18 protein-coding genes and 2 tRNA genes are annotated in these 20,207 nt (G+C 70.3%); 5 read left to right on the top strand and 15 right to left on the bottom strand.

All coding sequences use genetic code 11. The annotated features are described in order from the left end of the window. Nucleotides 1-66: 66 nt before the first annotated feature. The gene (locus AB5J87_RS18185; protein WP_369377814.1) at nucleotides 67-762 is read right to left on the bottom strand and encodes a class E sortase; all 696 of its coding nucleotides are present in this window, start codon (nucleotides 760-762) and stop codon (nucleotides 67-69) included. Nucleotides 763-780: 18 nt separating this feature from the next. Beyond that, the gene (locus AB5J87_RS18180; RefSeq protein WP_369383574.1) at nucleotides 781-1,485 is read right to left on the bottom strand and encodes a DUF881 domain-containing protein; all 705 of its coding nucleotides are present in this window, start codon (nucleotides 1,483-1,485) and stop codon (nucleotides 781-783) included. 224 nt (nucleotides 1,486-1,709) lie between these two features. Here AB5J87_RS18180 and crgA point away from each other — a divergent pair, with 224 nt between their 5' ends. Next, on the top strand, nucleotides 1,710-1,967 hold the full coding sequence (gene crgA, locus AB5J87_RS18175; RefSeq protein WP_101389137.1) for a cell division protein CrgA: 258 nt from the start codon (nucleotides 1,710-1,712) through the stop codon (nucleotides 1,965-1,967). 289 nt (nucleotides 1,968-2,256) lie between these two features. Here crgA and AB5J87_RS18170 read toward each other — a convergent pair whose 3' ends face one another. Both AB5J87_RS18170 and AB5J87_RS18165 read right to left on the bottom strand, forming a co-directional pair. After that, nucleotides 2,257-3,126, bottom strand: coding sequence for a rhomboid family intramembrane serine protease (locus tag AB5J87_RS18170; protein WP_369377812.1), 870 nt, complete (start codon nucleotides 3,124-3,126; stop codon nucleotides 2,257-2,259). A 200-nt stretch (nucleotides 3,127-3,326) separates the two neighbouring features. After that, the gene (locus tag AB5J87_RS18165) at nucleotides 3,327-3,860 is read right to left on the bottom strand and encodes a peptidylprolyl isomerase (protein WP_369377811.1); all 534 of its coding nucleotides are present in this window, start codon (nucleotides 3,858-3,860) and stop codon (nucleotides 3,327-3,329) included. Between the two features lie 468 nt (nucleotides 3,861-4,328). Between AB5J87_RS18165 and AB5J87_RS18160 the strand changes: the two genes are divergently transcribed. Then, complete coding sequence (locus tag AB5J87_RS18160; RefSeq protein ID WP_369377810.1) at nucleotides 4,329-5,042, top strand: DUF5324 family protein; 714 nt, start codon at nucleotides 4,329-4,331, stop codon at nucleotides 5,040-5,042. A 92-nt stretch (nucleotides 5,043-5,134) separates the two neighbouring features. Here the strand turns inward: AB5J87_RS18160 and AB5J87_RS18155 are convergent. After that, a tRNA-Ala gene (locus AB5J87_RS18155) sits at nucleotides 5,135-5,207 on the bottom strand. A gap of 151 nt (nucleotides 5,208-5,358) precedes the next feature. On the opposite strand from AB5J87_RS18155, the gene AB5J87_RS18150 reads away from it, so the two are divergent. Beyond that, nucleotides 5,359-5,907 carry a DNA-binding protein gene (locus AB5J87_RS18150; RefSeq protein ID WP_101389140.1) on the top strand — a complete coding sequence of 183 codons (549 nt, stop codon included), beginning with the start codon at nucleotides 5,359-5,361 and terminating at the stop codon, nucleotides 5,905-5,907. Between the two features lie 24 nt (nucleotides 5,908-5,931). Further along, complete coding sequence (locus AB5J87_RS18145) at nucleotides 5,932-7,455, top strand: protein kinase (protein ID WP_369377809.1); 1,524 nt, start codon at nucleotides 5,932-5,934, stop codon at nucleotides 7,453-7,455. A 101-nt stretch (nucleotides 7,456-7,556) separates the two neighbouring features. Here AB5J87_RS18145 and AB5J87_RS18140 read toward each other — a convergent pair whose 3' ends face one another. Beyond that, nucleotides 7,557-8,846, bottom strand: a complete 1,290-nt coding sequence (locus AB5J87_RS18140; RefSeq protein WP_369377807.1) for a hypothetical protein — start codon at nucleotides 8,844-8,846, stop codon at nucleotides 7,557-7,559. 143 nt (nucleotides 8,847-8,989) lie between these two features. Beyond that, nucleotides 8,990-9,124, bottom strand: coding sequence for a DLW-39 family protein (locus AB5J87_RS18135; RefSeq protein ID WP_003958712.1), 135 nt, complete (start codon nucleotides 9,122-9,124; stop codon nucleotides 8,990-8,992). Nucleotides 9,125-9,335: 211 nt separating this feature from the next. Between AB5J87_RS18135 and AB5J87_RS18130 the strand changes: the two genes are divergently transcribed. Then, nucleotides 9,336-9,707 (top strand): DUF6344 domain-containing protein, encoded by a 372-nt coding sequence (locus tag AB5J87_RS18130; RefSeq protein WP_369377805.1) that lies wholly within the window; start codon nucleotides 9,336-9,338, stop codon nucleotides 9,705-9,707. Between the two features lie 262 nt (nucleotides 9,708-9,969). Here the strand turns inward: AB5J87_RS18130 and AB5J87_RS18125 are convergent. The 8 genes from AB5J87_RS18125 to dnaN form a co-directional block, all read right to left on the bottom strand. Further along, nucleotides 9,970-10,043 (bottom strand) — tRNA-Ile (locus AB5J87_RS18125). A gap of 109 nt (nucleotides 10,044-10,152) precedes the next feature. Next, nucleotides 10,153-10,734 (bottom strand): DUF3566 domain-containing protein, encoded by a 582-nt coding sequence (locus AB5J87_RS18120; RefSeq protein WP_369377804.1) that lies wholly within the window; start codon nucleotides 10,732-10,734, stop codon nucleotides 10,153-10,155. An 87-nt stretch (nucleotides 10,735-10,821) separates the two neighbouring features. Continuing rightward, complete coding sequence (gene gyrA, locus AB5J87_RS18115) at nucleotides 10,822-13,434, bottom strand: DNA gyrase subunit A (RefSeq protein ID WP_369377803.1); 2,613 nt, start codon at nucleotides 13,432-13,434, stop codon at nucleotides 10,822-10,824. A gap of 44 nt (nucleotides 13,435-13,478) precedes the next feature. Beyond that, entirely contained in the window at nucleotides 13,479-15,542 is a 2,064-nt protein-coding gene (gene gyrB, locus AB5J87_RS18110) for a DNA topoisomerase (ATP-hydrolyzing) subunit B (protein ID WP_369377802.1), read from the bottom strand. 409 nt (nucleotides 15,543-15,951) lie between these two features. After that, a complete protein-coding gene (locus AB5J87_RS18105) occupies nucleotides 15,952-16,503 on the bottom strand; it encodes a DUF721 domain-containing protein (RefSeq protein WP_369377801.1) in 552 nt (183 codons plus the stop codon). After that, nucleotides 16,500-17,621, bottom strand: a complete 1,122-nt coding sequence (gene recF, locus AB5J87_RS18100) for a DNA replication/repair protein RecF (RefSeq protein WP_369377799.1) — start codon at nucleotides 17,619-17,621, stop codon at nucleotides 16,500-16,502. The genes AB5J87_RS18105 and recF overlap by 4 nt, the downstream gene beginning before the upstream one ends. A 43-nt stretch (nucleotides 17,622-17,664) precedes the next feature. Next, nucleotides 17,665-18,543: a phosphogluconate dehydrogenase (NAD(+)-dependent, decarboxylating) gene (gene gnd / locus AB5J87_RS18095; protein WP_369377798.1), complete on the bottom strand. Its 879-nt coding sequence runs from the start codon at nucleotides 18,541-18,543 to the stop codon at nucleotides 17,665-17,667. 122 nt (nucleotides 18,544-18,665) lie between these two features. Further along, the gene (gene dnaN, locus AB5J87_RS18090) at nucleotides 18,666-19,796 is read right to left on the bottom strand and encodes a DNA polymerase III subunit beta (protein WP_369377797.1); all 1,131 of its coding nucleotides are present in this window, start codon (nucleotides 19,794-19,796) and stop codon (nucleotides 18,666-18,668) included. Nucleotides 19,797-20,207: the final 411 nt, after the last annotated feature.

Below are 20,207 nucleotides of genomic sequence, written 5' to 3'. Positions count from 1 at the left end.
CTGTCCGCTGTCCCTTCCGACGATCGTTACCGCACCAGACTAAGGGGCGGCGCTGTGGTCGGGGGGTCAGCCGGCCAAAGCCGGGGGCTTGCCGCGGGCCACCGGAGCGGTGGAGTCCAGATGTCCCCAGGCGATCAGCCGGTGGCTGCTGCCCCACTCCGGATCGCAGGTGGTGAGGGTCAGATAGCGGCCCGGGGAGCGGAACGGGGACTCGGCGGGCACCGGATCGATGACCCCGACGTCGCTGGGCAGCGTCCGGAAGGGCTTGTTGTCGATGCGGTAGGTGAACCAGGTCGTGCCGTCGGAGAGGACCACCGCGTCACCGGGCCGCAGCTCGGGGAAGTCCTTGAACGGGTCGCCGTAGGTGCGCCGGTGCCCGGCCACCGAGAAGTTGCCGACCTGGCCCAGGGGCGCGGTGCTCGCGTAGTGCCCGAGGCCCTTCTGGAGGTTCTTCACGCCCGTCCCTTCGAGGACCGGCTTGTGCCAGTCGCCGCCCAGGCGGGGGATGTACATGACGGCGAAGGACCTGCCGTCGGTGTAGGGGGCGGGCGGTCCGCCGTGCGGCGGCGCGGCTGCCGCGGGGGCCCTGGCCCACCGGTCGCGCAGGGCCGAGATCTGGTGGTCGGCGGCGCTGTCCGCCTTCACCCCGGTCCAGTACAGGACGTAGACGACGAAGAGGACGATCAGGGTCCCGGCCGTGATGCACAGCTCGCTGAGCGCCCTGACGACCAGCCGCACCGAGACCACCGGAACAACGGACACCGGCCGCCCCCTCCCGCGCTATCCCACCGGCTTCGCGTAGTGGAGATCCACTGTGCCCGAGTAGCCGGGCAGAGTCATCGCCCTGTGCTCGTCGACTTTCCAGCCGAGCCCGTACGCCTTCACATACAGCTGGTAGTTCTGGATCGCCGGGGAGGCGGCGAGCGCCCCGCGCAGCTTCCCGGTGTCGCCCACCGCGGTGATCTTGTACGGGGGCGAGTAGACCCGGCCCTGGAGGATCAGGGTGTTGCCGACGCAGCGGACCGCGCTGGTGGAGATGAGGCGCTGGTCCATGACCTGGATGCCCTCGGCGCCGCCCTGCCACAGGGCGTTGACGACGGCCTGGAGGTCCTGCTGGTGGATGACCAGGTCGTTGGCCTGGGGGGCGGGGTAGCCGGGGGCGGCGGTGGCGTTGGGCGGGGCGTCGTTGAGGGTGACGGTGACGGCCTTGCCGGTGACCTTCTCGGTGCCCGCCGCGTCCTTGAGCGCGGCCAGCTGCTGGTCCTGCGCCTTGGTGGAGCCGTTGTCGCGCTGGGCCAGGGAGTCGACGTCGTCGCGGACGGCGGCGGTGGACTGGTCGAGCTCCGCGTTCTTGTGGCTGCGCTGCTGGATGAGGTCGGAGAGCTTCAGCAGGGAGGCGTCCGTGCGGATGTTGGTGCCCTTGGCGGTGTTGAAGCTGGTGACGAAGATGAGTCCGGCGAGGGCGAAGACGGCGGCGGAGAGCAGCCGGACGGGGCGGGCGCGGAAGCGACGGCCAGGTCCGGGGGGCTGCTCGTCGGGGAGCCCTTGTGGGGAGTCGGCGTAATTGCTCAACGTACCCTTACTCCTTCGGCGCCACGGAAGCACTACGCTAACGGACGCCCGGGGGCAGCAGTGATCCCCGTTGCCCCTCCGCCGCCCAGCCACAGTTCCCTGCGCGGTCACGCAGCGCATCGACAGGAGTGTTCCTCGTGCCGAAGTCACGTATCCGCAAGAAGGCCGACTTCACGCCGCCGCCGGCGGCGAAGCAGGCCACCGCCATCAAGCTGGGCAGCCGGGGCTGGGTGGCTCCGGTGATGCTGGCGTTCTTCCTGATCGGGCTCGCCTGGATCGTCCTCTTCTACGTGACCGAGGGCGACCTGCCGCTGAAGTCCTTCGGGAACTGGAACATCGTCGTCGGCTTCGGCTTCATCGCCGGCGGCTTCGGTGTCTCCACGCAGTGGAAGTAGCTGCTCCACAACCTCCTCGTCAAGCCTTGCCCAGTGGTTATCCACAGCGCTATCCACACTGGGGAAAAGGTCAGACGATCTGTGGATAACCTCTGCCGTGTTGACGCCGGTGTGACTGCCACTGTCCCACAACGGCCCATGGCACGCCCCTTGTCCCTGCTGGGAAAACCCAGGTCAGCGACAAGGGGCACATCTGTTCCCCACCCGGTGCACAAGATCCGGCACACACTGTGGACAACCTTGGGGGAAAGCGCGACTCCATGTGGCCGCCCGGGTGGGCGGCCCGGGCTCAGGTGAGCGCCGCGGTGCGGGCCACGACCGTGAACAGGACGGCCGCGAGCACCAGTCCACAGGCCCCCCACTGGACGAGCGCGCGCCGCTCGCGGGGCGCGTGGACCATGGCGTACGCGATCACCGTGCCGCCGACCAGACCGCCGATGTGCGCCTGCCAGGCGATGCCGCCCCAGGGGTTGAAGGTGATCACCAGGTTGATCACCAGGAGCGCGATCAGCGGGCGCATGTCGTACTTCAGCTTGCGCATCAGCACGGCCGTGGCACCGAACAGTCCGAAGATCGCCCCGGAGGCCCCCAGCGAGGGCTGGTTCGCCGCGGCCAGCCAGTACGTCAGCGCGCTGCCCGCCAGGCCGGAGACCACGTACAGCGCGAGATAGCGGACCCGGCCCAGGGCCGCCTCCAGCGGGCCGCCGATCCACCACAGGCTGAGCATGTTGAACGCGATGTGCATGACACTGGCGTGCAGGAACATCGACGTCGCCAGCCGGTACCACTGCCCCTCGGCGACGCCCTGGAGCGCGTCGAACCCGGGCACGAAGGCCCGGCCGATCAGCTCGTACCTCTCGGTGAACTTGTCCCCGACCGCCTGCTGGAGCAGATAGCCCACCAGGTTCAGCCCGATCAGCACCTTGGTGAGCAGCTGCGGGTCACCGGGGGCGAGCGCGGCGCCCGCCATGGTCCGCGGCTGGTTGGCCGTGGGCGCGTGCCCCGTGCCCGAGCCGCCCCGCACGCACTCGGGGCACTGGAATCCGACCGAGGCGCTGACCATGCAGTCCGGGCAGATCGGGCGCTCGCAGCGGGTGCAGGTGATCCCCGTCTGCACGCCCGGGTGCCGGTAGCAGCTCGGCAGGCTGGCCTGGTCCATCGTGCTCCTTGTCGTGGGTGTACGCGGCGGGGAGGCGCGGCGGGCGCGGCGCCGACCCGGTCGCGCGGGCGGCAATCGCACCGCCCCGCTCGTCACGTCATACGGACGAGCGGGGCGGTTTGGTTCCCCTCGAACGGGTGATCGGGCCTGTGCCCGCCCCGGGCGGGGGCCCGGCCTTGCGGACGCGGCCCCCGCGGGGCTCAGCCCTCGCGGGTCTCCACGACCACCGACTCGATGACCACGTCCTGGACGGGGCGGTCGGTGCGCGGGTTGGTGGCGGTGGCCGCGATGGCGTCCACGACCTTCTTGCCGGCGTCGCCGGTCACCTCGCCGAAGATCGTGTGCTTGCGGGTCAGCCAGGCGGTGGGGGACACCGTGATGAAGAACTGCGAGCCGTTGGTGCCCGGCCCGGCGTTCGCCATGGCCAGCAGGTACGGCTTGTCGAAGGCGAGGTCGGGGTGGAACTCGTCGGCGAACTCGTAGCCGGGGCCGCCCGTGCCGTTGCCCAGCGGGTCGCCGCCCTGGATCATGAAGCCGCTGATCACGCGGTGGAAGACCGTGCCGTCGTAGAGGCGGCCCGTGGACTTCTGGCCGGTCGCCGGGTGCGTCCACTCCCGCTCGCCCTGGGCCAGCTCGACGAAGTTCCGGACCGTCTTCGGGGCGTGGTTCGGCAGAAGCCGGATCTCGATGTCCCCCTGGTTGGTCTTCAGGGTCGCGTAAAGCTGCTCGGCCACGGGCTGCCTTCCTTTGGTCTGCACTGATGTCCCACGATCCTCGCACGGAGTGCCCCGCGGCAAGGAAATGCGCCGCGTACCCGCCGATCCGGGCCGATCCGCGCCGAACAGGCGCGCGACGGGGCGAAGCGTGGCATCGTCGGGCGCGAGCCAGGACATGCCTTTCGGATCGTGCCGGCTTCGGTTCCGCCGCGCTGTCGTGGTGGGCGGGCGGGGTGCGGTGCGCCCATGCCGGACCCCGCGAACCGGACGGGATCCGCAAGACACGCCCCGGCCGCGCACCGCCACGCTCCCGTCCGCCCGCGCGTCACCCGAAGTCGCCCCACATGACCCGGATGCCTTTCCGCGCATGCCGGGTACCCGTCAGACGGGCATGATTTCGAGATGGGTGGAAAGGCGAACACTGTGCTCATTCCGGCGGCAACCCCCCGGACCGCCCCGAACCCCGCCACCAAGGAGGAGGATCACGTGACCCGCATGGACAGCGTGCGCGCCGCGACCGGCTCGGCGAAGGACAGCGTGCGGCACGCCGCGGATGTGGTGGCGCCCTACGCCGACTCGGCCAAGAGCCACGCGGCGGAGTACGCGCACGAGGCGCGCGTACGGCTCGCACCGAAGGTGAGCCGCGCCGCGCAGCAGGCCCGCTGCCAGGCCCAGCTCCAGTACGACGCCCTGGTCGCGCCGCACGTGCCGCCGAGGGTCGAGGAGGTCGCCCGGCAGACCGCGGCGCGCTCCCGCCGGGCCGCCCGCCAGGCCGCCGACTACACCGCTCCCCGGGTCAGCCAGGCCGTCGCCGCGGCCCAGCCGGTGCGCGAGGAGGCGATGGCCCGCTCCACGGCCGCCCTCGCCGCGCTGCGCGGACAGGTCTCCCCGCACCAGATCGAGAAGCTCGCCAGGAAGCAGGAGCGCCGGGCCCGGGCCGGGCGTCTCGCCAAGGGCCTGCTGGTCTTCGGCGTTCTGGCCGGTGGCGCGGTCGCCGCGTGGAAGTGGTGGGACAAGCAGGCCAACCCGGACTGGCTGGTCGAGCCGCCCGCCCCCACCGAGGTCCCCGACGGCGACCTGGCCGAGCGCCCGCCGCTGTCCTCGGTCGACGGCAGCCGCTCCGGACTCGACCCGGAGGTCGAGGCGAAGGAGGCCGAGGAGGCCGAACTCGACGGCGAGGAACGCGGCACCGGCCGCTGACCCCGACCGCCCGAACCTCCGCCGACCCGGCGAATCGGCGCGAAAAGACCCCCCTGACCGCTTTTACGCAGGTCAGGGGGGTCTTCGTGAGGTGGAGCCTAGGGGAGTCGAACCCCTGACATCTGCCATGCAAAGACAGCGCTCTACCAACTGAGCTAAGGCCCCGGGAAGGTGATGCGCAGACCAGAGTACCGGGTAGAACCGGGTATCCCGCAAAAGGATTGGGACTCCCGGTGAGCGACCACTCTCCGTAAGATGCTCGTCGGGGTTCGCGACAGCGAAGCGCCTCAATGGGGAAGCGATGGGGAGACGCGCAATGGACGCAACGCAACAGGAAGCGACCGCAAGAGCCAGGGAGCTCCAGCGGAGCTGGTACGGGGAGCCGCTGGGGGCGCTCTTCCGCCGGCTGATAGACGATCTCGGCCTGAACCAGGCCCGGCTCGCCGCTGTCCTGGGTCTGTCGGCGCCCATGCTGTCCCAGCTGATGAGCGGCCAGCGCGCCAAGATCGGCAACCCGGCGGTCGTCCAGCGCGTCCAGGCCCTCCAGGACCTGGCCGGGCAGGTCGCCGACGGCAGCGTCAGCGCCGCCGAGGCCACCGACCGGATGGACGAGATCAAGAAGTCCCAGGGCGGCTCCGTCCTCACCAACACGGGCCAGACCACGACCAGTTCGGGCGCTCCGACCGTGCGCCGGGTGGTGCGCGAGATCCAGTCGCTGCTCCGCTCGGTCGCCGCCGCCGGGGACATCATCGACGCGGCGGACACCCTCGCCCCGGCCCACCCCGAACTGGCAGAGTTCCTCCGGGTGTACGGCGCCGGACGCACCGCCGAGGCGGTCGCCCATTACGAGGCGCACCAGAGCTGACAGCCATGGGGGCGGGGATGCCAGGTGGGTGAGGTCTTCGCCGGTCGGTACGAACTCATCGACCCGATCGGCCGCGGCGGAGTGGGCGCCGTCTGGCGCGCCTGGGACCACCGCCGCCGCCGCTGTGTGGCGGCGAAGGTCCTCCAGCAGAGCGACGCGCACACCCTGCTCCGCTTCGTCCGCGAGCAGGCTCTGAGGATCGACCACCCTCATGTGCTGGCCCCGGCGAGCTGGGCCGCCGACGACGACAAGGTCCTGTTCACGATGGACCTGGTCTCCGGCGGCTCGCTGGCCCATCTGATCGGCGACTACGGGCCGCTGCCGCCCAGGTTCGTCTGCGTGCTCCTGGACCAGTTGCTCGCCGGTCTGGCGGCGGTGCACGCCGAGGGGGTCGTCCACCGGGACATCAAGCCCGCCAACATCCTCCTCGAAGCCACCGGCACCGGACGGCCGCATCTGCGGCTGTCCGACTTCGGGATCGCGATGCGCAAGGGCGAACCGCGGCTGACCGAGACCAACTACGTAATGGGGACGCCCGGTTACTTCGCACCCGAACAGATCATGGGCGCGGAGCCGGACTTCCCGTCCGACCTGTTCGCGGTCGGGCTCGTCACCCTGTATCTGCTGGAGGGTCAGAAACCGGACGCACGGGCCCTCGTGGAGTACTTCTCCACCCACGGCACCCCCGGCGCCCCCCAGGGCGTGCCCGAGCCCCTGTGGCAGGTCCTGGCCGGTCTTCTGCAACCCGACCCGCACATCCGGTTCCGGACGGCCACCGGGGCGCGCAAGGCGCTGGCCTCGGCCGTGGAGCTGCTGCCCGACACCGGGACCGACGAGGAGCCGGTCGAGGTCTTCGACCAGATAGGCCCGCTGCCCCAGGGGTTCACCCCGCGCGAGCTGCCCCGCGTACTCCAGCATCCACCGACACCGTCGGCGCGGACCCCGCTGCCGGTCCAGCATCCGCAGCCGGTCCCCCATCCGTCGGCCGCCCCGAACCCGTCGCCCGCAGAGCAACCGGCGCAGGCGCAGGCGCAGTCCTACGGGCTGAACCCGTCGTCGGCCCAGAGCCGGCCCCAGCCGTACGGGCAGGCTCCTGCTCCGGCCCAGGAACAGCCGTACGGCCAGGATCCGGCACCGGCCGCCCAGGGGCAGCCGTGGCCCCAGGAGCACCCTTGGCCCCAGGAAGAGCACGGCTGGCCCCAGGAGCAGCAGGCATGGCAGCAGGGCCACCAGCCCTGGGATCCCTCGGGGCAACGCCCGCTGCTGGTCCCGCAGTTCCCCACCCCGCCCACGGCGGACGGATTCCATACGCCCCCACCCCCGTACCCCTCCTCGGCACCCACCCCCGTCACTAAGAGGTACACCGCTCGAAGCACGCAGGTTCCCACTTCGGCCCCACCGGTTTCCGGGACGAGCGGCGCACCCGCGTCACCCGGGCCCCGGGCCTCGCGGCGGCGCCCGGGACCACCCGCGAAGGTCGCCGTCCCGGTGCTGCTGCTCGCCCTGATCTGCTTCGCCGTCGGTTTCTGGGCCCTCAGCCGACTCTGAACCCGGCCGGCCGAAACGACCCGGGCAGGCATAACTGATCCCAGCCGGCAGAACTGGTCCCGGTCGAGCCCAGCCGGACCGTGGACCGGCCAAGGACGGGATCAGAGCGGCAGCGCCCGCCGCCGGGCCAGCAGCGTCCACACCCCGAGCCAGAGCACGAGCAGCGTGCCCGTGCCGATCCCGGCGGCTGCGAGCGCCTTCATCCCGGCCGAGCCGGAACCGGTGGCGGACGCGGCGCCCGTACCCGTGGTGGGCGAGCCGGTGGCGCCCGTGGTGACGTCGGGCGCGTCCTGCCGGTAGGAGGGCCCGGCCTTGGCCTGGCCCCGTACGTTCACGCGCAGCGTCACGGCGTACGCGCCGGGGCCGAACTTCGCGGCGAGCTCGGGGCTGACGCTCACGGCCAGGTAGTAGTCACCGCCCAGGCGCATGGCGGAGACCATGCCCGAGGGGGAGAAGCGGTTGCGGTAGTCGACGGGCGGGAGGGGGGCGAACGAGGTGGTGGCGGGCTTGCCGTCGTACACCGTGTACACATCGGCGACGGGCCCCAGCACCGGGTTGTAGAGCTGGAGGTCCAGGGCCTGCGGGACGTATCCGCCGCCGCCCGAGCGGCCCAGCTCGGCGGTGGCGAACAGCTGCTGGCCCCAGCCGACCGGCACCCGGAAGAACCGCGTCTCGCCCGGCCGCAGCGTGTCGCGCCAGACGCCCTGGGGCGTGCGGGGCGCGTCGGCGAAGCCCGTACCGCCGCGCAGCTCGTGCGCGCCCCCGGACGGCGGGAGCGGTGAGGCGCTCGGCCATCGGGTCGGTGCGGCGGTCGGCTCGTCCGGTGCGAGCCCTGGCTCGCGCGAGTGCCGCAGCTCGATGCCCCAGTCGCCCTTGGCGGACGCGTCGTCACCGACCCGTTCGACCAACACGTAGTAGGTGCCCGCCGCCTGACAGGGCGTCCCGCTCCGCGACAGGCCCCGGGTGACGTACGCGGCGAGCGGGCGGGGGTACTTGGGCGGGTCGAAGGCGACGCGGCTGGAGTCGCAGGTGTTGCCGTCGCGGTCCTGGAGGCTGAGCTGGATGCCTTCGCCGTCCGAGACCTCGGCGTCGCGGCCGGGCACGGCCACGGCCGACACATAGGCTTCGCCCAGGCCGGGGAGGGCGACCTGGAAGTAGGTCTTCGCATGGGGCCCGAGCGCCGCCCGGTAGACCGAGCCGGCCGTGAGCCGGGGTCCGTCCTGGGCGCTCGCCGCACCGGTGACCGGCCGCGCCAGGCGGTCGTAGCGGTAGGGGCCGTCGGGCTGGGGCCCGTTGGCGGCGCCCGCGCGCCCCGGGCCCTGGAGTAACGCCAGCGTGCACAGCGCGGCCACGGCGACCGCCGACCGGCCCTTACCCCGCTGGTTCGCCATGCCGCCGCGCCCCCTTCAATTTTGCTTATGCAAGCCATTGATTTGCGCAGGTGAATCCTCGGGGGCGGCTGCCCCGGGCACATGACAGCACAGAGCCCCGGCCGCGTCGGCGGCCGGGGCTCTGCAACTGGACTCTGTGGGTCTCACACACCCGAACCTGCGGGCACGGAGTCGGTCGCCTCCGTCCACAGGTCCTGCTCGGCGCGATCCGCCTGGATCTGGCGGTACACGAGGAGCCCGCCGATGGCGGCCAGTGCGACCAGGAGGAGCTTCTTCACCGCGCGACCTCGTCTTTCCTTGACGTAAGGGACCTCTGTCGCCCGACTATACACACCGATCGATACCAATCGGTGATGGTCCATACGAGTGCAGTTCATCGGAAGATCCGCCCATAACGGTGCGTCGCCCCCTCGCTCTGCGGCGCTGGTACACATCATGAGATCCAACGCAAATCGGGCAACCAAAGAACGACTCAGAAGCGAGGAAGTCATGGCAACCAGCAAGCTCACGACGTGGTGGACCGCACTCACCGGCGCGCTCGTCGCCCTCCTCGCCTTCCTCGGTCTGGCCGCCGGCCAGGCCACCGCCGCACCCTCCGTACCGCAGCAGACCGCCGCGCACCACCGCAGCGACAACTCGACGGCCATGACGCCGACCGTGCGCTGGGCCCTTCCCGGCGCATCCGCGCTGCCGCCCACGATGAAGCAGCGCATCCGCGCCGAGGCCCACGGCTCCTCGCCCTCGACCCGTCATCTGCCGGGCTCGTCCGACGAAGGGGGCGACGGGGCGAACGGCTCCTCCTCCGACGACGGCGCCGAGGCCCCGCCCCTGGACGACAGCGCCCCGGCGCCCACGCCCTGACCGTCCCACCAGCTCCTGCCCGAGCTTGCGAGCCCGGCAACTCCCCGAGTTGCCGGGCTTCTTCGTGTACGTACGCAGTACGTACACGGCGGCCTGATACACGGCGGCCTGTTACGCGTACGCGTGGACGTCGACCCGATGCGTGGCTGGCGGCCCCATGTGGGGGCGGCGGCGCGGTACGCCCGCGGTGGCCGTACACAGAGGAGCCGCACCGCACAACGAAAAGGTCCCCGGACGATTCGTCCGGGGACCTTCTGCACTGTGGGGCTAACAGGATTTGAACCTGTGGCCTCATCCTTATCAGGGATGCGCTCTAACCAACTGAGCTATAGCCCCGCCGCGCTCTTCGGGGTGTCCCCCGCGCGCTGACCTCTGAAGATTAGCGCACGTGGGGGCCAGTCCCAAAATCGATGACCGGCCCCCCTGTGAAGTGCGGGAACCTCGGTTACTCGTCCTCGGCGAGCGTGAGCTCGATACCGCCCACGAAACCGGCCGAGAGGTTGTAGATGAACGCGCCGAGCGTGGCCAGCGCGGTGGCGAGGACCACATCGATGACCGCGATCACCGAGGTGAAGATCAGCACGCGCGGCAGCGACAGGAAGGACTGCAGATCGAAGCCGTTGGACTCGTTGGAGCCCGTGGCCTCGCTGATGGTCCCGCCCACGGACGAGAAGACGCCCATGGCGTCCATCACCATCCACAGCACCGCCGATGCCACCACCGTGCACACGCCGAGCGCGATGGACAGCAGGAAGCTGACCTTCATCACCGACCACGGGTCGGCCTTGGCCACCCGCAGCCGCGCCTTGCGGGTACGCGGCGTCGTACGCGCGCCCGTGCGGGGGCGGCGCACCGCGGCGGTGGCACCGCCGCGCTGGCCGCCCTGCGTCCCGTTCTGGGACGTCGGGTACGCCTGCGGCGGGTGGTACGGCTGCGCGGGGCCCGAGGGCTTCTCGCGCTCGCCGGGGAGCGCGCCGGCGCGTCCCTCGTAGTCGGACCGGGCCTGCGGCCCGCGGGTGTCGGTCACCGTTACCCCCTGGGAGTCCGCGGCAGGGCCACGGGCACCGTTCGCTCCGGAAGCGGCCGATCCGGCGCCCGTGGCTCCACTCACGCTCTACTCCTCGTGCTCCCCGGCCGAGGGCTCCGTGCCCTCGACTGCGGCCTCGGCTGACTCGCCTTCGACCGTGTCGATCTCGGCCCCCTCGGGACCGTCGACCTCTTCAGCCTCGCGACCGGCCTCGGCGTTACGAGCGATGCCGACGACGGCATCGCGCTTGCCCAGGTTGATCAGTTGGACGCCCATGGTGTCACGGCCCGTCTCCCTGACCTCGTTGACTCGCGTACGAATCACACCACCGCCGAGCGTGATGGCGAGGATCTCGTCCGTCTCCTCGACCACCAGCGCGCCGACCAGCGAGCCCCGGTCCTCCACGATCTTGGCGGCCTTGATTCCGAGGCCACCGCGACCCTGGACGCGGTACTCGTCGACGGGGGTCCGCTTCGCGTACCCGCCGTCGGTGGCGGTGAACACGAAAGTACCGGGCCGGACGACATTCATCGAGAGCAGCTCGTCGCCCTCGCGGAAACTCATCCCCTTGACGCCCGAAGTGGCGCGTCCCATCGGGCGCAGGGCGTCGTCCGTCGCCGTGAAGCGGATGGACTGGGCCTTCTTGCTGATGAGCAGCAGATCGTCCTCGGCCGATACCAGCTCGGCGCCGATCAGCTCGTCCTCGCCACCGGTCTCCGTCTCCCGGAGGTTGATGGCGATGACACCACCCGAACGGGGCGAGTCGTAGTCCTTGAGCGAGGTCTTCTTCACCAGGCCGGACTTGGTGGCGAGCACCAGGTAGGGCGCCGCCTCGTAGTCGCGGATGGCGAGGATCTGGGCGATCTTCTCGTCCGGCTGGAAGGCCAGCAGGTTCGCCACGTGCTGGCCGCGCGCGTCCCGTCCGGCGTCCGGCAGCTCGTACGCCTTGGCCCGGTAGACCCGGCCCTTGTTGGTGAAGAAGAGCAGCCAGTGGTGGGTGGTGGAGACGAAGAAGTGGTCGACGATGTCGTCCTGCTTCAGCTTGGTGCCCCGTACGCCCTTGCCGCCGCGCTTCTGCGACCGGTAGTCCTCGGTCTTGGTGCGCTTGACGTAGCCGCCGTTGGTGATGGTGACGACGATGTCCTCTTCGGCGATCAGGTCCTCGATGGACATGTCACCGTCGAAGGGCACCAGCTTGGAGCGCCGGTCGTCGCCGAACTTCTCGACGATCGCCGCCAGCTCCTCGCTGATGATCTGGCGCTGGCGCTCGGGCGAGGCGAGGATCGCGTTGTACTCGTTGATCTTCGCCTGGAGCTCGTCGTGCTCGGCGACGATCTTCTGGCGCTCCAGGGCGGCGAGCCGGCGGAGCTGCATCTCCAGGATCGCGTTGGCCTGGATCTCGTCGATCTGGAGCAGGCCCATCAGGCCCTCGCGCGCGACCTCGACGGTCTCGCTGCGCCGGATCAGCGCGATGACCTCGTCGATCGCGTCGAGCGCCTTGAGCAGACCGCGCAGGATGTGGGCCCGCTCCTCGGCCTTGCGCAGCCGGAACCTGGTGCGCCGGACGATGACCTCGATCTGGTGCGTCACCCAGTGGCGGATGAACGCGTCCAGCGAGAGCGTGCGCGGCACGCCGTCGACGAGCGCCAGCATGTTGGCGCCGAAGTTCGTCTGGAGGTCGGTGTGCTTGTACAGGTTGTTCAGGACGACCTTGGCGACCGCGTCGCGCTTGAGCACGATGACCAGGCGCTGACCGGTACGGGAGCTGGTCTCGTCCCGGACGTCGGCGATGCCGCCGACCTTGCCGTCCTTGACCAGGTCGGCGATCTTCTGGGCCAGGTTGTCGGGGTTGACCTGGTACGGAAGCTCGGTGACCACCAGGCACTGGCGGTTCTGGATCTCCTCGACCGCGACCACCGCGCGCATGGTGATCGAGCCGCGCCCGGTGCGGTACGCCTCCTCGATGCCCTTGCGGCCGACGACGAGCGCGCCGGTGGGGAAGTCGGGGCCCTTGATGCGCTCGATCAGCGCGTCCAGGAGCTCCTCGTGCGACGCCTCGGGGTGCGACAGGAACCACTGGGCGCCGTCCGCGACCTCGCGCAGGTTGTGCGGCGGGATGTTGGTGGCCATACCGACGGCGATGCCGGCGGAGCCGTTGACCAGCAGGTTCGGGAAGCGCGCCGGCAGGACCGTCGGCTCCTGGTTGCGGCCGTCGTAGTTGTCCTGGAAGTCGACGGTCTCCTCGTCGATGTCGCGGACCATCTCCATGGACAGCGGCATCATCTTGCACTCGGTGTACCGCATGGCGGCGGCCGGGTCGTTGCCCGGGGAACCGAAGTTGCCGTTGGAGTCGACCAGCGGCATCCGCATCGACCAGGGCTGGGCGAGGCGGACGAGCGCGTCGTAGATCGAGGAGTCGCCGTGCGGGTGGTAGGTGCCCATGACGTCGCCGACGACGCGGGCGCACTTGTAGAAGCCCTTCTCGGGCCGGTAGCCGCCGTCGTACATCGCGTACAGCACACGGCGGTGCACGGGCTTCAGGCCGTCCCGTACGTCCGGCAGCGCGCGCGAGACGATGACGGACATCGCGTAGTCGAGGTAGGAGCGCTGCATCTCCGTCTCGAGCCCGACGGGCTCGATGCGCAGTACAGGGTCTTCCTCGGTGGATTCAGTGGTCGCGGGAGTGTTCTCGTCGGCCATTGCTGGTTCTCAAGTCCTTTCGAAGCGGTCAGCGACGGACCGACTCAGATGTCGAGGAAGCGGACGTCCTTGGCGTTGCGCTGGATGAACGAGCGCCGCGCCTCGACGTCCTCGCCCATCAGCACCGAGAACAGGTCGTCGGCCTGGGCCGCGTCGTCCAGGGTGACCTGGCCGAGGACGCGGTGCTCGACGTCCATGGTGGTGACGCGCAGCTCCTCGGCGTTCATCTCGCCGAGACCCTTGAAGCGCTGGATCGAGTCCTCGCGGATCCGCTTGCCCGCCTGCTTGCCGAGCTCCACGAGCGCGTCGCGCTCACGGTCCGAGTACGCGTACTCGAAGTCGTCCCGGCCCCACTTGATCTTGTAGAGCGGCGGGCGCGACAGGTAGACGTGCCCGGCCTCGACCAGCGGACGCATGAAGCGGAAGAGGAAGGTCAGCAGCAGGGTGTTGATGTGCTGGCCGTCGACATCGGCGTCCGCCATCAAGATGATCTTGTGATAGCGGAGCTTCTCGATGTCGAAGTCCTCGTGGACTCCGGTACCGAAGGCCGAGATGAGCGCCTGGACCTCGGTGTTCTGCAGGATCTTGTCGATACGGGCCTTCTCGACGTTCAGGATCTTGCCTCGGATGGGCAGGATGGCCTGGTACATCGGGTTGCGGCCGGACTTCGCCGAACCACCGGCGGAGTCACCCTCGACGATGAAGATCTCGCACTTCGTCGGGTCGTTGGACTGGCAGTCGGAGAGCTTGCCGGGAAGCGAGGCGCTTTCGAGCAGACCCTTGCGGCGGGTCAGGTCGCGCGCCTTGCGGGCGGCGACACGTGCCGTCTGCGCCTGGATGGCCTTGCGGATGATGTCCGCGGCCTCGTTGGGGTTCCGGTCGAACCAGTCGGTCAGGTGCTCGTGCACCACCTTCTGGACGAACGTCTTCGCCTCGGTGTTGCCCAGCTTGGTCTTGGTCTGGCCCTCGAACTGCGGCTCGCCCAGCTTGACGGAGATGATCGCCGTCAGACCCTCGCGGATATCCTCGCCGGAGAGGTTGTCGTCCTTCTCGCGCAGCAGCTTCTTGTCGCGGGCGTACCGGTTGACCAGGCCCGTGAGCGCGGCGCGGAATCCCTCCTCATGCGTACCCCCCTCGTGCGTGTGGATGGTGTTCGCAAAGGAGTAAACGCCCTCGCTGTACTGAGAGTTCCACTGCATCGCGATTTCCGCCGAGAGCATCCGCTCCTTGTCCTCGGCGTCCACGTCGATCACGGTCGGGTGGATCAGCTCGCCCTTGCGCGAGTTGAGGTACTTCACGAAGTCGACGATGCCGCCCTCGTAGTAGTACGTCACCGAGAGCGGCTGCTGCTCGTCGCTCTCCTCGGCGGAGTCGGCGCCCGCGACGGCCTTGGCCGACTCGCGCTCGTCCGTGAGCTTGATCGTCAGGCCCTTGTTGAGGAAGGCCATCTCCTGGAAGCGCCGCGCGAGCGTCTCGAAGGAGTACTCGGTGGTCTCGAAGACGTCCGGGTCGGCCCAGAAGGTGACCGTGGTGCCGCTCTCCTCGACCTGCTCGTGCTTGGCCAGGGGAGCCGTGGGAACGCCGAGCTTGTAGTCCTGGGTCCAGCGGTAGCCGTCGCGCTTGATCTCGACCGCGAGCTTGGTCGACAGGGCGTTCACGACGGAGACACCGACGCCGTGCAGACCACCGGAGACGGCGTAGCCACCGCCGCCGAACTTGCCGCCCGCGTGGAGCACGGTCAGCACGACCTCGACGGCCGGCTTCTTCTCCACGGGGTGCATGTCGACGGGGATGCCACGGCCGTTGTCGACCACGCGCACGCCGCCGTCGGCCAGGATCGTCACGTCGATCGTGTCCGCGTGGCCGGCCAGCGCCTCGTCGACGGAGTTGTCCACGACTTCCTGCACCAGGTGGTGCAGACCGCGCTCACCGGTCGAGCCGATGTACATGCCGGGTCGCTTGCGGACCGCGTCCAGACCCTCGAGGACGGTGATCGCGCTGGCGTCGTACGAGGCGGTTACCTCGCCGTTCTCGCCGACGGCAGTGGACGGGGTGTTCTCGTTGGGGTTGCCGGAATCGGCCACGAAGCGCCCTTTCTGGCACAGCACAGCCTTCCCCTGGGCAGACAGGAGCAGCTGCGTCGTTCAGCGATGGTCAGCGCCGGGCGGTGCCACGGGGCAGCGTCCGACCGCGTCATTCGGTGGGTCCCGCGAGGAGGGCGGGATTATTGACCAGTCTACCGGTAGCGCCGACATGAATGGGGGTTTGCCGGTACCTGAGTCCGCATGTGCCGCCCTGAGCGGGCCTTCACCGACTCCCCATATCCAGGCAGGGGCTCTAAGAGCCTCACAGCGGCATTGAGAGCTTCGGCCTGTCAACCTCCGGCTACCGTGAGGGACGCCTCACCCATACCGACCGGTTTCCTGCAGCGCGAGGCCGCTCAACAGGGGGAACGCGGCCCGTCCTTCGGGCGCGGAAGCGGTTCTGCCCATGCCGGGCGGCCGGATCCGGCCGCGATCATCCGTAGGTGTCGCCGGGGCCCGTGCTGCCCGGGGCGCGCAGGCGCCCGTACCGGGTGGGCGGCCCGCCCGGACCCAGGACCTTGATCATCCGGACCGTGCCGTGGCCCAGGTCGGCGTTGAGCCGGGCCACCAGCTGGGGCGCGAGCAGCCGCAGCTGCGTCGCCCACGCCGTGGAGTCGCACTGCACGGTGAGCACGCGCTCGTCCGGGTCCTCGTCGTAGCGCAGCGGAACGCAGTGCTTGGCCAGGTCCTCGCCGACGATCTGCGGCCAGCGGCCCATCACCCCGCCGACGGCCGCCGGGGTCTCCCAGCCGCGCTCGGTGATCAGCCGGTTGATCGCGGCGCCCAGCGGCTGCGGGTCGCGCCCGTCGGCCCGGGCGCCCGAGCGCAGCCCGCCGCCCCTCCTGGCCTGCTTCTTCTGCTGCGCGGCGGCGCCCCGCGCCTTGGCCTGCTCCTTGGCGGCGCGCAGCGCCACGCGCGCGAGGTCGATGCCGGAGGACTCGGGAACCTTGGGGCGGGGCGCCTCGTTGTCGGACTGTCCGCTCATACCCGCGCCACCTCTCCGGCGGCGACCTGGTAGCGCACCCCTGCCAGGACACCGGGGACGTCGTCGTCCACGGCCGCCGTCACCAGCACCTGCTCGCCCGGGGCCACCAGCTCCGCCAGCCGTTCGCGGCGCCGGGCGTCCAGCTCCGCGAACACGTCGTCCAGGACCAGCACCGGCTCGTTGCCCTCGGCCCGCAGCAGGTCGTACGAGGCGAGCCGCAGCGCCAGCGCGTACGACCAGGACTCGCCGTGGCTCGCGTACCCCTTGGCGGGCAGCTGGCCGAGCTTGAGGAGCAGGTCGTCGCGGTGCGGCCCGACCAGGGTCACGCCCCGCTCGATCTCCTGCTTGCGCACCTCGGCGAGCGCGGCCATCAGCTGCCCGTACAGATCCTCACGGGTGGCGGCCTCGCCCTGCGCCGACGGCCGGTACTCCAGCGCCACCGGCCCGCCGCCCGGCGCCAGCTGCTCGTACGCCTTGTCGGCGAGCGGCTGGAGGGTGGCGATCAGGTCGAGCCGCTGGGCCAGCAGCTCGGCGCCCGCCCGCGCCAGATGCTGGTCCCACACGTCGAGGGTGGACAGGTCCATGCCACGACCGTCGTGGCGCCGAGCCATGGCGGCGGACTTCAGCAGGGTGTTGCGCTGCTTGAGCACGCGGTCGTAGTCGGAGCGCACGGCCGCCATGCGCGGGGAGCGCGCGGTGACCAGCTCGTCCAGGAACCGGCGGCGCTCGCCGGGGTCGCCCTTGACCAGCGCCAGGTCCTCCGGCGCGAAGAGCACCGTGCGCACTATCCCCAGTACGTCACGCGGTCTGACCTGCGAGGACCGATTGATACGGGCCCGGTTGGCCCGGCCCGGGTTGAGCTCCAGCTCGATCAGCTGGGAGCGCTCCCCCTGGGTGACGGCCGCGCGGATGACGGCCCGCTCGGCCCCCATGCGCACCAGCGGCGCGTCCGAGGAGACGCGATGGCTGCCGAGGGTCGCCAGATAGCCGACGGCCTCGACGAGATTGGTCTTGCCCTGGCCGTTGGCGCCCACGAACGCGGTGACGCCCGGGTCGAGCGGAACCTCGACCCGGGCGTACGAGCGGAAGTCGGCCAGCGAGAGATGCGTGACGTGCATGGTGGTGCGCCGACCTCCCCCGGCCCTGCCAACAGCCTGTGGATTACTTCTTGGACTCGACCGCGTGGCCGCCGAACTGGTTGCGCAGCGCCGCGATCATCTTCATCTGCGGGGAGTCGTCCTGCCGGGACGCGAACCGCGCGAACAGCGACGCGGTGATCGCGGGCAGCGGCACGGCGTTGTCGATGGCCGCCTCGACGGTCCAGCGGCCCTCGCCGGAGTCCGCCGCGTAGCCGCGCAGCTGCTCCAGGTGCTCGTCCTCGTCGAGGGCGTTGACCGCCAGGTCGAGCAGCCAGGAACGGATGACCGTGCCCTCCTGCCAGCTGCGGAAGACCTCGCGCACGTCGGTGACGGAGTCGACCTTCTCCAGGAGCTCCCAGCCCTCGGCGTACGCCTGCATCATGGCGTACTCGATGCCGTTGTGGACCATCTTGGCGAAGTGGCCGGCGCCGACCTTGCCCGCGTGGACCGCGCCGAACTCGCCCTCGGGCTTGAGCGCGTCGAAGACCGGCTGGACCTTCGCCACGTTCTCGGCGTCGCCGCCGTACATCAGCGCGTAGCCGTTCTGCAGGCCCCAGACGCCGCCGGAGACGCCGCAGTCGACGAAACCGATGCCCTTGAGGCCCAGCTCGACGGCGTGCTTCTCGTCGTCCGTCCAGCGCGAGTTGCCGCCGTCCACGACCACGTCGCCGGGGGAGAGCAGCTCGGCCAGCTCGTCGATGGTGGACTGGGTCGCGGCACCGGCCGGGACCATCACCCAGACCACGCGCGGGCCCTTGAGCTTGCCCACAAGCTCTTCGAGGCTGTGGACATCGGCGACGTCCGGGTTGCGGTCGTAACCGATGACGGTGTGGCCTGCGCGGCGGATCCGCTCGCGCATGTTGCCGCCCATCTTGCCGAGGCCGACGAGACCGAGCTCCATCACATGATCCTTTGACGTTGTGGCGTTCGTACCCGCGTCCGAGCCTACGCCCGGACGCGGGCACACACCTGTGGGGTCCGCCGCTCAGACGAACGCGGCCCCGGGCAGCTCGGCCGTACGGATCAGCCGGAGAGGCGGACCGGCATGATCAGGTACTTGTACGCGTCGTCCGCCTCGGCGTCGAGCGCGGGCTTGCCGCTCAGCAGCGCCGGCTTGGTCGAGGTGGTGAAGGAGAGCTGGGCGACCGGGGAGTCGATGGCGCTCAGGCCGTCGAGCAGGAAGGTCGGGTTGAAGGCGATCGAGATGTCGTCGCCCTCCAGGTTGGCGTCGACCCTTTCCACAGCCTGTGCGTCGTCGCTGGAGCCGGCCTCCAGGATGAGCACGCCCTGCTCGAAGCTGAGCCGGACCGGCGTGTTGCGCTCGGCGACCAGGGAGACGCGCTTGACGGCCTCGACGAAGGGCGCGGTCTCGATCACCGCGACCGAGTTGAACTCGGTCGGGAACAGCGTCCGGTACTTCGGCAGGTCGCCTTCGAGCAGGCGGGTGGTGGTGCGGCGGCCCGCGCCCTCGAAGCCGATCAGGCCCTCGCCGGCGCCCGAGCCCGACAGCGCGAGCGTGACCGTGTCACCGCTGGTGAGGGCCTTGGCGGTGTCCAGGAGCGTCTTGGCGGGCACCAGGGCGACCGCGGAGGCGTCCGGGTTCTCCGGCTTCCACAGGAACTCGCGGACCGCGAAGCGGTAGCGGTCGGTGGAGGCCAGGGTGACCGTGTCGCCCTCGATCTCGATCCGCACACCGGTCAGCACCGGCAGCGTGTCGTCGCGCCCGGCGGCGATGGCGACCTGGGCGGCGGCGGAGGCGAAGACCTCACCGGGAACGGTGCCCGTCGCGGTCGGCATCTGCGGCAGCGCCGGGTACTCCTCCACAGGAAGGGTGTGGAGGGTGAAGCGGGAGGAGCCGCAGACCACCGTCGCCCGTACACCGTCTGTGGAAATCTCCACCGGGCGGTTGGGGAGGGCGCGGCAGATGTCGGCGAGCAGGCGGCCGGAGACGAGCACCGTGCCGTCCTCGTCCACCTCGGCGTCGACCGAGACGCGGGCCGAGACCTCGTAGTCGAAGCTGGAGAAGCTGAGGGCGCCGTCCTCCGCCTTCAGAAGAAGGCCCGCGAGCACGGGCGCGGGCGGACGGGCCGGGAGGCTGCGGGCCACCCACGCCACCGCCTCCGCGAGAACATCGCGCTCCACCCGGATCTTCACCGGAACCGCCTCCTGCTGTTGCTGGCTCGCCCTGCTGGCTTTCGTCGTCGGCTGTATCGCCGGGGACCAGTCTGACGTACGCCGCTGACACTCGGTGCGACTCGGGGTCAAGTCGTGCCGACGGGTCACCGGAGCGACGGCGGCGAGTTGTGCACAGGTCCCACTTCGAAGCGAAATCCGAGCTAACTCTAAGTGGGAGTAGTAGTAGGGCCTGTGGAAACCGTGGATAACCCCGTTTTCGCAGGTCAGGCCCACTTTTTTGTCCACCGGTCCTGTGGGTGGAGCCCGTGGACAACTCGCTGCTTCTGTGGACACCCGAAAGTTCTGCACACCCGATGCACAGGCAGGGCCCAGTTCTCCCCAGAGCTGTCCCCAGCTTTACCCAGGTTCCCCACAGCCCAACCCGGCTCC

The sequence above is a fragment of the Streptomyces sp. cg36 genome (assembly GCF_041080675.1).
GTDB lineage: Bacteria > Actinomycetota > Actinomycetes > Streptomycetales > Streptomycetaceae > Streptomyces.
Note: the sequence above shows the minus strand (reverse complement) of the source record. Positions and strands in the feature narration are given on the sequence as shown.

Excerpts from the sequence above, each read along its gene's own strand:
- AB5J87_RS18170 (WP_369377812.1), bottom strand. The coding sequence starts at position 3,126 with ATGGACCAGGCCAGCCTGCCGAGCTGCTACCGGCACCCGGGCGTGCAG.
- AB5J87_RS18150 (WP_101389140.1), top strand. The coding sequence starts at position 5,359 with ATGGACGCAACGCAACAGGAAGCGACCGCAAGAGCCAGGGAGCTCCAG.
- AB5J87_RS18140 (WP_369377807.1), bottom strand. The coding sequence starts at position 8,846 with ATGGCGAACCAGCGGGGTAAGGGCCGGTCGGCGGTCGCCGTGGCCGCG.
- AB5J87_RS18130 (WP_369377805.1), top strand. The coding sequence starts at position 9,336 with ATGGCAACCAGCAAGCTCACGACGTGGTGGACCGCACTCACCGGCGCG.
- gyrA (WP_369377803.1), bottom strand. The coding sequence starts at position 13,434 with ATGGCCGACGAGAACACTCCCGCGACCACTGAATCCACCGAGGAAGAC.
- AB5J87_RS18105 (WP_369377801.1), bottom strand. The coding sequence starts at position 16,503 with ATGAGCGGACAGTCCGACAACGAGGCGCCCCGCCCCAAGGTTCCCGAG.
- recF (WP_369377799.1), bottom strand. The coding sequence starts at position 17,621 with ATGCACGTCACGCATCTCTCGCTGGCCGACTTCCGCTCGTACGCCCGG.
- gnd (WP_369377798.1), bottom strand. The coding sequence starts at position 18,543 with ATGGAGCTCGGTCTCGTCGGCCTCGGCAAGATGGGCGGCAACATGCGC.